The 12469-nt window shown below is 61.3% G+C and carries 11 protein-coding genes and 1 pseudogene; 5 read left to right on the top strand and 7 right to left on the bottom strand.

Translation table 11 applies throughout. From position 1 onward, the window contains the following. Nucleotides 1-21 precede the first annotated feature (21 nt). A complete protein-coding gene (locus tag HUS57_RS14245) occupies nt 22-1404 on the top strand; it encodes a cytochrome P450 (protein WP_173935205.1) in 1383 nt (460 codons plus the stop codon). An 11-nt stretch (nt 1405-1415) separates the two neighbouring features. On the opposite strand, the gene HUS57_RS14240 is transcribed toward HUS57_RS14245, so the two are convergent. Further along, a complete protein-coding gene (locus HUS57_RS14240) occupies nt 1416-1787 on the bottom strand; it encodes a YraN family protein (protein WP_173934562.1) in 372 nt (123 codons plus the stop codon). Then, nucleotides 1777-2688, bottom strand: a complete 912-nt coding sequence (rsmI, locus tag HUS57_RS14235; protein WP_173933805.1) for a 16S rRNA (cytidine(1402)-2'-O)-methyltransferase — start codon at nt 2686-2688, stop codon at nt 1777-1779. The genes HUS57_RS14240 and rsmI overlap by 11 nt, the downstream gene beginning before the upstream one ends. 109 nt (nt 2689-2797) lie before the next feature. Here rsmI and HUS57_RS14230 point away from each other — a divergent pair, with 109 nt between their 5' ends. After that, nucleotides 2798-3994: a penicillin-binding protein activator gene (locus HUS57_RS14230; protein WP_246727882.1), complete on the top strand. Its 1197-nt coding sequence runs from the start codon at nt 2798-2800 to the stop codon at nt 3992-3994. Between the two features lie 11 nt (nt 3995-4005). Here HUS57_RS14230 and HUS57_RS14225 read toward each other — a convergent pair whose 3' ends face one another. Then, nucleotides 4006-4968: a zinc ABC transporter substrate-binding protein gene (locus HUS57_RS14225; protein WP_173934560.1), complete on the bottom strand. Its 963-nt coding sequence runs from the start codon at nt 4966-4968 to the stop codon at nt 4006-4008. 103 nt (nt 4969-5071) lie between these two features. Between HUS57_RS14225 and HUS57_RS14220 the strand changes: the two are divergent. The 3 genes and pseudogenes from HUS57_RS14220 to HUS57_RS14210 form a co-directional block, all read left to right on the top strand. Further along, nucleotides 5072-5851: pseudogene (locus tag HUS57_RS14220) on the top strand (metal ABC transporter ATP-binding protein); the annotation flags it as partial. A 37-nt stretch (nt 5852-5888) separates the two neighbouring features. Then, nucleotides 5889-6713, top strand: a complete 825-nt coding sequence (locus HUS57_RS14215) for a metal ABC transporter permease (RefSeq protein WP_173934558.1) — start codon at nt 5889-5891, stop codon at nt 6711-6713. Further along, nucleotides 6710-7132, top strand: coding sequence for a Fur family transcriptional regulator (locus HUS57_RS14210; protein WP_173934557.1), 423 nt, complete (start codon nt 6710-6712; stop codon nt 7130-7132). The genes HUS57_RS14215 and HUS57_RS14210 overlap by 4 nt, the downstream gene beginning before the upstream one ends. A gap of 134 nt (nt 7133-7266) precedes the next feature. Here HUS57_RS14210 and HUS57_RS14205 read toward each other — a convergent pair whose 3' ends face one another. The 4 genes from HUS57_RS14205 to HUS57_RS14190 all read right to left on the bottom strand — a co-directional run bounded on the left by HUS57_RS14205 (nt 7267) and on the right by HUS57_RS14190 (nt 12375). Then, nucleotides 7267-7620 carry a septal ring lytic transglycosylase RlpA family protein gene (locus HUS57_RS14205; protein ID WP_173934556.1) on the bottom strand — a complete coding sequence of 118 codons (354 nt, stop codon included), beginning with the start codon at nt 7618-7620 and terminating at the stop codon, nt 7267-7269. Nucleotides 7621-7855: 235 nt separating this feature from the next. Then, entirely contained in the window at nt 7856-8815 is a 960-nt protein-coding gene (locus HUS57_RS14200) for an ABC transporter permease (RefSeq protein ID WP_173934555.1), read from the bottom strand. Beyond that, nucleotides 8808-11270: an ATP-binding cassette domain-containing protein gene (locus tag HUS57_RS14195; RefSeq protein WP_173934554.1), complete on the bottom strand. Its 2463-nt coding sequence runs from the start codon at nt 11268-11270 to the stop codon at nt 8808-8810. The genes HUS57_RS14200 and HUS57_RS14195 overlap by 8 nt, the downstream gene beginning before the upstream one ends. A 64-nt stretch (nt 11271-11334) precedes the next feature. After that, entirely contained in the window at nt 11335-12375 is a 1041-nt protein-coding gene (locus HUS57_RS14190; RefSeq protein WP_173934553.1) for an ABC transporter substrate-binding protein, read from the bottom strand. Nucleotides 12376-12469 lie beyond the last annotated feature (94 nt).

Here is a 12469-nt window from a genome sequence, read left to right as displayed (position 1 = left end):
ATGAATGATAAGATGATGCAGATCGACACCGCCCCCGCCGCTTCCTTCCGCCCGCCGGCCCCGCGCCCGCGCTCGAAGCCTCCATCAACGCTTGAGATGATGCGGATCGTCTACCGGAATCCGCTGGAGCTATGGGGCGAGCCCTCCTACAACGAACGCTGGATCTCCATTTCCGGTGGGATCGGCGGGCCGCTCCTCATTGCCAACGATCCCGGCCTGATCCGGCACGTGCTTGTCGATAATGCCAAGAACTACAAAATGGCCCGCGTGCGCCAGAAGATCCTCCGCCCCATTCTGCGTGACGGGCTGCTGACGGCCGAGGGAGCGGTTTGGCGCCGCTCGCGGCGGGCGATGGCGCCGGTGTTCACCCCGCGCCACATTGCCGGCTTTGCGCGGCCGATGCTCGAAAAATCAGAGGCTTTTGCCCAGCGCTATGAAAGCGCGATCGGCGGAACGGCCGACATCTCCCGCGACATGACGCTGCTCACCTTCGACATTCTCGCCGAGACCTTGTTTTCGGGCGAGATTGACGGCGATCCAGATGATTTCGGCCACCAGGTCGACCGCCTGTTTGAAACGATGGGAAGGGTCGATCCGCTCGATCTTCTCGGCGCGCCCGATTGGCTCCCGCGCGTGACCCGCATCCTTGGGCGCAACTCGCTTGCCTTCTTTCGCGGTATCGTCGCCCGCACCATTGCCATGCGGCGAGAAAGGCTCATGAAGGAAGGTGGCGCACCGGAGGACTTCCTTACGCTCCTGCTTCGCGCGGAAGGTCCCGACGGGCTTACGCGCCAGGAGATCGAGGACAATATCATCACCTTCATCGGCGCGGGGCATGAGACGACTGCGCGAGCGCTCGGGTGGACCATCTATTGTCTCGCCAACCTGCCAGGAGAGCGCGCCCGCATCGAGGCGGAGATTGACGGCGTGCTTGCCCGAGAGCCCGATCCGGTGAAATGGCTCAACGCGATGCCCCTGACGCGCGCGGCCTTCGAGGAGGCGATGCGGCTTTATCCGCCGGCCCCATCCATCAACCGGGAGGCGATTGAAGACGACACTTATGCCGATCTCAAGATCCCCAGTAGCATGCAGGTCCTCGTCATGCCCTGGACGATCCACCGGCATCGCAAGCTCTGGGACGATCCGGAAGCCTATCGCCCCTCGCGTTTCTATCCCGGAAACCGCGAGAAGATCGACCGCTTCCAGTATTTGCCCTTCGGCGCAGGACCGCGCGTGTGCATCGGCGCTTCCTTTGCCATGCAGGAAGCGGTGATCGCCCTTGCTGTTCTTCTGTCGCGCTACCGCTTCGAGCTGTTGCCGCAAACGAAGCCCTGGCCGGTACAGCGGCTCACCACTCAGGCGGAAGGCGGCCTGCCGATGGGAGTGACGCGACGGGAGAACTGAAAAGCTCGGAGCTATGGCGAGTAGATATTCTTCACGTGCACGGGCCAGCGGCCGGGCAGTATGGCGATGAGATCGTAGCGGAGGCTAAGGCGGGCGTAATCCGGCTGTCTGGCCAGCCAGATGTCTGCTGCGGCATCTATGCGCCTTTGTGTCGCCGGGCCAACCGCGTTCATCGCGTCTTCCAGTTTGGCCCGCACCTTCACTTCCACAATGGCCACCACGCTACCCCGCCGCGCTATGAGATCGATCTCGCCGAGCGGCGTGCGGAAGCGGCGAGCTACGATCCGGTAGCCCTTGAGCATCAGGGCAACTGCGGCAAACCATTCCCCCCGATGGCCCCGGCGATAGGCTTGAAGTCGCTTGTGGTGCATCTCAGTCGCCATCGTCTGCTTCCTTCAGGGCAAGCAGCCGCTGGTAGAGATCGGATCGCCTGGCTCCGGTCATTCGGGCCGCCTCCGCCGCCGCCTTGGGAGCAGGCATTTCGGCGGCAAGCTTCACGAGCAGGCGGTCCGTTTCTTCAGAATCCATTTCCTTCCGTTCGCTGGGAGGTGCCACACAGAGTACCACTTCGCCCCGGGGCGCGCCGGCTGTTTCATAATGAGCGGCAAGGCTGCGAAGGCTTCCCGGCCGCACCTCTTCGAATGCCTTGGTGAGTTCGCGCGCCACGCTTGCCTGCCGGTCTCCAAGCACTTCAGCCATGGCAGCGAGGCTGGAGGCTAGCCTTCGTGGCGATTCAAAGAAGACCAGCGTTGCCGGAACATCGGCCAAGGCCGCGAGACGGGTTATCCGCTGCCCGGGCTTCACCGGGAGGAAACCTGCGAAGAGGAAGGAATCAGTAGGCAGGCCGGAGGCGGTAAGCGCCGCGAGCACTGCCGACGGTCCGGGCACCGGCACCACAGGCAGGCCCTTTTCCCGTGCCATCTGAACGAGCCGGTAGCCCGGGTCTGAAACGAGCGGCGTGCCTGCGTCGCTCGCAAGCGCCACGCTTTGCCCCCGCTCAACAGCCTTGATCAAGCGCGCGGCGGACTGCGTCTCATTGTGCTCGTGGAGGGCGACCGTGCGGCGGCGGATTCCATAGCGCTCCAGAAGTATCCGCGTCACACGTGTGTCTTCGCAGGCAAGGATGTCCGCCGACGCCAGCGTTTCCAATGCGCGAAGCGTAATGTCGGAAAGATTTCCAATGGGGGTGGCCACCAGATAGAGGCCTGGTTCCAGGCGCGGAGCCGTCAGTTCGGCACCGCCGACAATGAAGGTGCGGCGCTCATCGCTACTGCTGACACTCACCGTGCATCGTCCTCCACGGACAAGCGAATTTTCGACCGCAATCTCTTTGACATGCCGGGTCACCGGTTGCAAATCTGCAGGTTCGGCTGGCGTCATCAAGGAGGGGCAGGTGAAAACGAATGTAAAGAGGCTGGCAGCATTTGGCCGCGCCGGGCTGCTCCTGATCGCCACCGCACTGCTTGCAGCCTGCTCGCAGACTGTCCCCAGGGGGTTGCCTTCCTCCAATCCTCTGCCCCTTTCCGGCGGAGTGACTGCCACGCCTGCCACAGGGGAGGTGATCGGCAATGGCGAAACGCGGGTTGCTCTGCTTCTGCCGCTGAGCGCGGAAGGAAATGGCGGGCGCATTGCAGCCGAATTCAGGAATGCTGCCCTGATGGCGCTGGAGGACGCAGGCGCGGATGCGTTGCAGATCGTCATCAAGGATACGGAGTCGGGCGTCGAAGCTGCAGCAGCCAGCGCTGTCGCCGAGGGAGCAGCGCTTGTGCTTGGCCCTGTCTTTGCCCCCAATGTGCGCAACGCTGCTGCGATGCTGGGGCCGCGCGGGCCGACGATGATCGCCTTTTCATCGGATCGGACGGTCGCCCGCCACAATGTCTATCTCAACTCCTACCTGCCGGAAGGGCTGATCGACCGCATTCTTTCGCACGCCGTCTCTCAGGGATACAGGCGCGTTGTCGCCATCGTCCCGACTGGAGCGGCTGGCGATATCGATGAAGCACAGGCGCGGGCAACCCTCACGCGTGCCGGCGGCGAGCTCGTGGCCGTCTCGCGCTACGACTATGACAATGCTTCGGTGCAGGCTGCTGCGCAGGATGTAGCGATGGCTGTTGCTGATGCAGATGCGATCTTCCTGCCCGATGGAGGGTCCAGCCCCAGCGCCATTGTCGCGGCGCTGACCCGCATGGGTGTAGATTTGCGTGAAAAGCGTTTGCTCGGGACCGGCCAGTGGGCGAGTGTCGACCTTACAGACCCCAATCTGCAGGGCGCCTGGTTTGCCGATACGGATCGCGCCCGCATGAGCCTTTACAAGGCGCGATACCGGCAACGATTCGGGACGGAGCCGAGCGTGACGTCCGCGCTCGGCTATGACAGCGTCCTGCTGACGGCTACGCTCGTGCGAAGCGGCAGCCCGGCGGCGGCTATCTCACCGGCAGATCTGGAAGTTCCCGCAGGATTTGCCGGCTATACCGGCGCCTTCCGCTTCCGCTCGGACGGCACGCCGCAGCGGGGCTATGCGGTCTACGAAGTGGCAGAGGGGGAAGCCCGCCTCATCAGCCCGGCGCCTGCCGGTTTTGTGGGTAGCTGAAAGGCGGCAAGTCACCGTATCGTTGAACTGCCGCTGGAGAGGCAGGCTGCGAATGACTGGCCCATATTGCGGATGAGCGTGAAGTAAAGCTCCGGCCCATCCTCAATCCCGGCGCCCAGTGGATCGAGTACTCCCGGGCGGGCGCTTGTTCCTTCTGCAACCGTCTGGACAAGCCTTGGCTCAAACTGCGGTTCGACGAAAATGCAGGCGGCATCCAGTTCGGCGATCCTGCTGCGAATTTCTCCCAGGCGCTGCGCACCCGGCATGACATCGGGGCTAATGGTGAGTGAGCCAATTGCCGACAAGCTGAAACGGCGCTCGAAATATTGATAAGCATCGTGGAACACGACAAATGGTTTGCCGGCCGCATCTTGCACCAGTTCTTGCGTCTCCGACACCAGTGCATCGAGCCGTGCCTCCGCTTTCTCTGCGTTTGTCAGATAAGCGGTGGCATTCTGCGGATCGGCATCGGACAGGACCTCGGCAATGCGGCGGATCATCAGCCGCGCATTTTCCGGGTCGAGCCAGACATGCATGTCGTAATGGCCAAAAGAATCATCATGGTGATGGACGTACCCGTTTTTATCGCCATGCCCGTCATGAGCCTCAAAGCTGCCGCCCGAGCGGATCTCCAAGAGGCGGAGACCCGGTGTCTGTGAAAGCGCCACTACGCGTGCGCCTTCCGCCAGAGTTTCGAGCGCGCCTTCCAGGAAAAGCTCAAGCCCCGGCCCGATCCAGAAGACAACTTGCGCGCTTTCCAGCATCCTGGCTTCGGAAGGCCGCAACGCGTATGCGTGCGGAGAGCCTGCACCCTTCACCAATAGCTGCGGTTTGGAGATGCCTTCCATTACCATCGAAACAAGCGAGTGAACCGGCTTTATGGAGGCGACGACTGCCTCCAGCGCTTTCGCCCCGCTGGCGGTCAGACTGGCGGCTAAGAGGATGGCAAAGAAAAGCAGGGGCGGCTTGATCATCGGGTTATCCCAGAGTGATGCGCTTAATGTTATGACATAACGTGTCGATTGCGTAATGCTATAACGTATGCCATATCTGGTGGCAATAAGGATGCCCAGACCCATGTTACAGACGACAGGCAAGGATGCCGGAGTGCTGGTGGAAATGAAAGGAGCCGGCGTATGGCGTGGCGGCCAATGGCTCGTGCGCGGCGTCGACCTCCTGGTTCGCCGCGGCGAGATCGTGACACTGATCGGACCGAACGGTTCGGGCAAGAGCACCACGGCCAAGATCGCCATAGGCGTGCAGAAGCCTGATGAGGGCACGGTGGAGCGCAGGCGGCCTCTTAAGGTGGGCTATGTGCCGCAAAAGGTCACCGTCGACTGGACTATGCCCCTCAATGTCGGGCGGCTTATGCAGCTTACCGGGCGGCTAAAGCCTGGCGAGATCGCCAAGGCGCTTGAAGCCGTTGGCATCCCTCATCTGGTGCGCGCTCAGGTGCAGACGCTTTCGGGCGGCGAGTTCCAGCGTGTATTGCTTGCGCGTGCGCTTGCACGCCAGCCCGATCTGCTGGTGCTGGACGAGCCCGTCCAGGGCGTCGACTTTTCCGGCGAGATTGCGCTTTATCAGCTTATCCGGGAGATTCGCGACAAAACAGGCTGCGGTATTCTTCTGATTTCGCACGACTTGCACGTCGTGATGGCCGAGACGGACACGGTGATATGCCTCAACGGACATGTATGCTGCCGCGGCACGCCGGAAAATGTTCTGAAAAGCCCGGAATATGTCCGGCTGTTCGGTGCGCGTGCAGGCGAGATACTGGCGATCTATCGTCATCATCACGACCATACTCATCTGGCCGACGGCCGTGTACGATTGGCGGACGGCACGATAAGCAGCCATCTGGACCACGATATCCACGAGGCGCAGGGGAAACCCCATGCTTGACGATTTCTTCACGCGCGCCGTCATTGCCGGGATAGGGCTTGCGCTTGTGGCGGGCCCGCTCGGCTGCTTCGTGGTGTGGCGTCGAATGGCCTATTTCGGCGACACGATGGCTCATTCCGCGCTTCTTGGCGTAGCGCTGGCCTTCATGCTGGAAATCAATCTGACGGCGAGCGTCTTCATCGTTGCTGCGCTTGCTTCGCTGGCCCTCCTCATCCTTCAGCGGCAGGGCGCGTTGTCGACGGACGCGTTGCTGGGCATTTTATCCCATTCTACCCTGGCGCTCGGATTGGTCCTGGTGGCGTTCATGAGTTGGATACGCATTGACCTCATGGGGTTCCTCTTCGGTGACGTTCTCTCGGTATCGCGCCTCGATATCGCGGTGATCTATGCTGGCGGCGCGCTCGTCCTTCTCGTGCTCGCCTGGCTTTGGAGGCCCCTGCTGGCTGCAACGGTGAATACGGAGATCGCCGAGGCGGAGGGTCTACAGCCGGAGCGGGCCCGGCTTGCTTTCATGCTGCTGATGGCGGCGATCATCGCCATTGCCATCAAGATCGTTGGGATATTGCTGATAACCTCTCTTCTCATCATACCGGCAGCGACCGCACGGCGCTTCGCCGACACGCCGGAAGCGATGGCGCTTTTTGCAGCGCTGGCAGGGGCGGCGGCGGTTCTGGGCGGTCTTTTCTCGTCGCTTCACTTTGACACCCCATCGGGCCCATCAATCGTGGTCGCCGCGCTCGTTCTCTTTCTTCTAAGCTTGCTACGGGCGCCGTGGCGCGCCAGCCCTGCTTCCTCCCAGGCCGGGGGATCGACATGACTGCGCATCCCGAACTGACAAGGAACCAGGCATTGGTGCTCAAGGCACTAGGACAAGCGGAGATCCCGCTGAGCGCCTACACCATTCTGGACCTGCTGCGTGATGACGGTTTCCGGGCGCCGCTTCAGGTTTACAGGGCGCTCGACAAGCTTCAGGAACTCGGGCTTGTCCACCGGCTTGAGAGCATCAGTGCCTTCGTTGCCTGTGCACATCCCCATTGTCATGCGCACGAGATCATTGCCTTCGCCATCTGCCGTACCTGCGGACGGGTGAACGAATTTTCCGACGCGGGCATAGAAGAGCGGCTAGGCAGATGGATAGAGGCGCATAAATTCGAGCCTGAGAAGACCACCATAGAGATGAGCGGCCTCTGCGCAGCCTGTGCCGATCCGTCCAACGGCGCCTCCGTGGGCGCTTAGTGGAATTCACGAAAAGTGGATCCCGTTTTCCTGAAGTTCTGAAAAACGAGCACGCAGGTCGTTCCGCTTTTCCCTGAATGCCGGAATGACACCCAGGGCGAGAACGCTACACACTTCGTGAAGGAAGTGCCTTATTATTCTGTCTTCTCGATGCAGATATGGGTGTGGCCCGCGCGGATAAAGCCGAGCTTTTCGGCGGCTGCTTTCGACAGATCGATAATACGGCCGCGTACGAACGGCCCGCGGTCATTGATGCGTACGATCACAGCTTTGCCGTTGGTCCTGTTGGTGACCTTCACCTTGGTTCCAAATGGCAGGTTGCGATGCGCCGCCGTCATGGCCGAAGGATTCATGCGCTCGCCGGATGCGGTTTTGGAGGTGAGAGCATACCAGGAAGCGGCGCCACATTGTGCGTGGGAAAGCGTAGGAATGGATGCAAGGAATGCGGCAGCGGCGAGCGTCGAGACGCCCCGGGGAAGAAAACTCATTACGATGTACCCTCAGCTTGACTGCCCTGACGGGCGGAAGCGGCGTGTTGCAGGGCAATTATGAAAGGGAGTTTGTCCTTTATGGGGCGGCTAAAAATAGGCAGCTAACGGGATGCCTCTTCATCGAAGCTTAACCGGATAATTCAATTATTCATGAAAAACGCAGATGATTCTAGCTGTCGCTTTTTTTGCAGACGGAAGCTGTTATCCGCGCCTTCTCCCGAGATTTCGCTAATCAGTCCCTGCGGCTTCGGAGCTTGCCCCCTGCTATCGAAAGCACGCCGATGATGACGAGCCCCTGCAGGATGTCCTGAGCACCGGCGGGAAGGCCGGCGATTTGCATGGTGGTGACGATGAGGATGAGCAGAAAAGACCCGAAGAAGGTCCCAAGCACGCTGGCGCTGCCGCCTGCGATGAGCGTGCCGCCAAGCACCACGGCGCCTACCGACTGGAGAAGGTATGGCGCACCCATTTCCAGGAACGCACCGCCAGCATAGGCAGCCAGGAGCATGCCTGTCAGACTTGCAAGCAGAGAGCTTGCGACGAAGGCGCTGGCGATCAGCCGGGCGGTCTGCACACCAGCATAGCGCGCAGCCACAATGTTCTGCCCCACGGCGGAAAGCTGTTTTCCAAAGGCCGTACGCGCCAACACGATCCCGACCACTGCGGCCACGGTAAGAGCGATCAGGCAGATTACTGGCAAACCGCCGATACGGCCTGTGGCCAGCCAGATGAGAACCGGAGGTCGAGGAAAAATGCTGACCCGCGCATTCACGAGCAAGGTTGCCGTTGCAAGGATGTAACCCGTCGCCAGTGTGGCGATCATCGCCGGAATGCGCAGGACGAGCAGCAGCATGGCATTGAACAACCCAACGCCGACGGCAATGACAATGACCAGGAACAGCGGCAGCCAGAAGCCGTTCATGCCGCTGCTTGCCGTCACGACCGTGACATAGGCGCTGACGGTGATGACGCTCGGAATCGACAGGTCGATATTGCCCCGACCTGTGGTTATCACCAGCATCTGGCCGAGCGCGGGCATGAGCAGAAACGACGCGGACATGGCGACGCCGCTGAGACTGTGCAGGCTGAAGCGGGCAGTCAGCACTGTCAGCGCCGCCCACAGCAACAGGACCCCCAGTGCCGGCCAGATCCAGCGATGGCGTTGCGCTGCGTTCAGCAATGCGTCAGCCACGGCTGCGTCTCCATCCGGCCAGTGCCTGCAGGGCCAGGATCAGGATGAGCAGGGTACCTTGGACAGCGGCATTGTAGTCGGTGCTGACGCCGAGCGACGCGAGCAGTGCGCCGATCAAGGCAAGTGTTACCGCACCCGCCACCACACCCAGAGGGGCGATCACCCCGCCCAGAAGCTGACAGCCGCCAATTACGACCGCGGCGATGCCAAGCAACGTGTAGGAGGTGCCTGCATTTATGTCGCTCGCTCCGTTCGTAGCGGTTACGTATAGCCCGGCGATCATAACGAAGATGGAGGCGATGCCGTAACGCAGCACTGAATAGCGGTTGTGCGACCAGCCAGCCCGCCGCAGAGCCAACACATTGGAGCCGAATGCGCGAAGGATGGTCCCGGCCGGCGATCGGTCGATCGAATAGGCGGCAAGACCCACCAGAAATATCAGCAGCAGGGGGGTCGGTATGCCTGGCACCTTGAAGCTGAACATAGCCCGCAGCCATTCAGGGCTTGCGCCGCCGGGGGAGGGCTGGATCGTCTGTCCGAGTCCGGCCCAAACGAAGGAGGCGCCGAGCGTGACAACGATGGCGGGAATGGCGCGAGCCTGGATCAGCAGCCCCATCAGGGCATAGGCGGCGATCAGGCCGATCAATATCGCTCCGCCGGTGAAGGGCGCGGTAAAAAGGATGGTAGCGCTCACAACATTGACCAGGCCGCAAAAGTTGCCCACGCCGAGATCGATCTCGCTTCCACCGACGATGAACATCTGGGCCACTGCAATGAGCACAAGCGTAACTGCCGGCGTCAGCAGCAATTGCAGTCCGAAACCCGAAGCCACGAGCGGGTTCTGGTAGGTCATGGCCGCAAAGACGAGCACCAGGCTGACAAAGGGAATGGATTTCAGCAACATCGTCAGGAGCGAACGGTCCTCACGAGCAGGCGCAGATTGTGCAGATTTCTCCGGTTTGGCAAACGAGGAGGCGACGATCGCCTCCTCGGATATTGCCTCGCCCCTCAGTTCGGTGACGATCTTGCCTCCGGAAAAAACCAGCACCCGGTCGCATTCAAGGAACTCCAGATCCTCGGTGGAAAGCCAGATGACGAGTCTGCCAGCGGCGGCAATCTCCCGCACCACTCGGTAAAAGTCCCGCTTGGCGGCAATGTCGACCCCTCGTGTCGGGTCGTCGAGCAGGATGATGCCGGCTTCGTCGATAAGGGCGCGCGCCACCAGCGCCTTCTGCTGGTTACCGCCGGAAAGTTCGAGAATGTTCGAATCAAGGCGTCCGGGGTCGAGCGACAGGCGCTGTGCTGCTTTTTCGACTGCAGGACGATTTTTTTGCACATTCACGGGCCGCCAACCTGCCCATTGGGCGACGCGGCCAATCAGCACGTTGTCAAGTACCGTCCACAGCGGGAACACCCCTTCGAGCTGCCGGTCACCCGAGACGTAGCGGACTGGGCCGTGACGCTCCAGGCCATCTCCGTGCTTCTTGGCGAAGAGAGCCTGAAGGAGCCTCTTCTGGCCGCTTCCCTCCAGCCCAGCCAGACCGATGACCTCGCCCGCCCGCAGTTCAACCGGCCGCTGATCTCCTGCCAGCCAGGGGCCATCGATACGCACCTGCACCGCACCAGCCGCTTCCAGGCGGCTGTCCCGGCGTGCTGCCCGTTGACCTACACCGGCTCCGCCCATCGCATTGACGAGATCATCAATATTGGCCTCGTTTGCCGGCTTCTCCCAGGCGATGCGGCCGTTTCGCATGGCCACTACGCGGTCACAAAGGGAAAGCACCTCGGAGAGCTTGTGGCTGATGAAGATGACAGCCTTTCCCTCCCCGGCCAGTGCTCGCACAAAGTCTCTCAATTGGCGGCTGCGCTCGGCACCCAACGATGAAGTCGGCTCGTCAAGGATCAGAAGCTTGAGGCGGGGATCGCAGGCGGCGCGCGAAATCTCCACCATCTGCCGCTCGGCAATCGTCATGTCTGAGACGAGCCTTCGCGTGGAGATGGCAGCACCTGGAAATATGCGCTCTATCGCTTCGTTCGCCAGGCGGTGATAGTCGCGCAGCCAGAATGCCGAACGGCGCACAAATTGTGGCTGCTCGACGTAGAAATTTTCAGCGACGCTGAGATTTGGCGAAAGCGAAAGCTCCTGCCATACGATGCGGATCCCTCGCTCCCTCGCCTGCTGAGGCGAATAGACAGCAAGGTCGATCTCCTGCCCATCGAAGCGCATCGCGCCGCTGTTGGGTTCGGTGACGCCGCACAGAATCCGCATCAGCGTGCTCTTGCCGGCGCCATTCGCGCCTACGAGGCCGACGACCTCCCCGGCGGCGATGTCAAAGTTGACATCGCTGTTGGCATGAGTGTCGCCATAGGTCTTGGCGATGCGCGTCAGTGCCGCCAGTGGCGGCAGGCTTGCATGATCCTGGGGACGCTGTTTCAGCGCCGGACTGGTCGCCATCAGATCGTGGTTTCCCTTTCAGGCGATATATGCTGGCGGCTGCCAGTGGCAGCCGCCGCGGAGGTTACTCGTCCCCGCCACCTTCAATAAGATTGGCGCGAACCCATTCCTGATCATAGCTCGGACTGATGATCATCCCGGGTTGCAGGTCCTTTGCCATCTCCTCCAGATTCTCCTCATCGACAACAGCGACAGGCATGGTCATCTCCTTCGCCGGCTCTGCTCCCTGGGTGATCTCATAGGCAAGCCAGAAGGCCGCGCCGCCGATGCCGGGCGTAGTGTTCATCGAAGTGGTACGATATCCTTCAGCAGCCTTCTTGCTCCACCATATGACAAAGTCGGTGCTGCCGCCGCCTTCGATCACGGGAAGCTTTTCGGCGTAAGGTCCGCCCGCCTGCTCAAATGCTTGCGCAATGCCGTAATCGTCGCTCCCGCCCTGCGCCAGAACCGCGTCGACCTGCGGAAGGCTCGGCAACACGTTGGAGATGGCCTGTTGTGCAGTCGAAGCAGTCGCCTGCCCATAGACTTCTGCCACGACGGTGACATCAGGATTGTCGTCCAGGACCGCCTTCTGCGCCGAATACATCAGATTGTCGGGGCCGGACCCGCGGACGCCTCGCACGACGATGACATTACCCTTGTTGCCGATCAATTCGAGAGTCGCCTCGGCCTGGGCGGTCTTGTAGCCGGTAAAGTCGAACGAGAGCTTATACGCACAGTCTGCGGTCAAAAGAGAGTCGAAGGCGACAACGGTGATTCCGGCTGCGCAGGCTTGCTCAGCCAAGCCATTGAGGGCGGTCTCCGATGCGGCATTAATGGCAATCGCGTCAACACCGCGCAGGATAAGCTCGGCCATCTGGCTGTTTTGCTGGGCCACGCTGCCATCGCCATTGAGGACAACGTAGTCGGCGATCTTGCCTTCGGCCTTGGCTTTCTCCGCCTCGGCGGTGAAGGCGTCCACCATCTGGCGGCGCCAGGTATTGCCGTAGAACGAGTTGGACAGGGCGATGACCGGACGGTCACCCTCCTGCGCAGTGGCGATGGCGGGCATGCCAGCCAGCCCGGTTGAGGCAGCGAGACCCGCAAATAGCAATTTCCTGATCATTCTTATCCTCCCTTTAGAAGCGCCGATAAACCGCTTGCTGCTTCAACCGTTCAAACGGTCTGGCATACTCATTATACCAATCTGCTTATCCCTA

The sequence above is a fragment of the Chelativorans sp. Marseille-P2723 genome, assembly GCF_902809845.1.
Lineage (GTDB): Bacteria > Pseudomonadota > Alphaproteobacteria > Rhizobiales > Rhizobiaceae > Chelativorans.
This window is presented reverse-complemented; position numbering and strand designations above follow the sequence as displayed.

Coding starts and splice junctions, on each gene's coding strand:
- HUS57_RS14190 (WP_173934553.1), bottom strand. CDS start 12,375: ATGATCAGGAAATTGCTATTTGCGGGTCTCGCTGCCTCAACCGGGCTG.
- HUS57_RS14195 (WP_173934554.1), bottom strand. CDS start 11,270: ATGGCGACCAGTCCGGCGCTGAAACAGCGTCCCCAGGATCATGCAAGC.
- HUS57_RS14225 (WP_173934560.1), bottom strand. CDS start 4,968: ATGATCAAGCCGCCCCTGCTTTTCTTTGCCATCCTCTTAGCCGCCAGT.
- HUS57_RS14215 (WP_173934558.1), top strand. CDS start 5,889: ATGCTTGACGATTTCTTCACGCGCGCCGTCATTGCCGGGATAGGGCTT.
- HUS57_RS14240 (WP_173934562.1), bottom strand. CDS start 1,787: ATGGCGACTGAGATGCACCACAAGCGACTTCAAGCCTATCGCCGGGGC.
- HUS57_RS14205 (WP_173934556.1), bottom strand. CDS start 7,620: ATGAGTTTTCTTCCCCGGGGCGTCTCGACGCTCGCCGCTGCCGCATTC.
- HUS57_RS14210 (WP_173934557.1), top strand. CDS start 6,710: ATGACTGCGCATCCCGAACTGACAAGGAACCAGGCATTGGTGCTCAAG.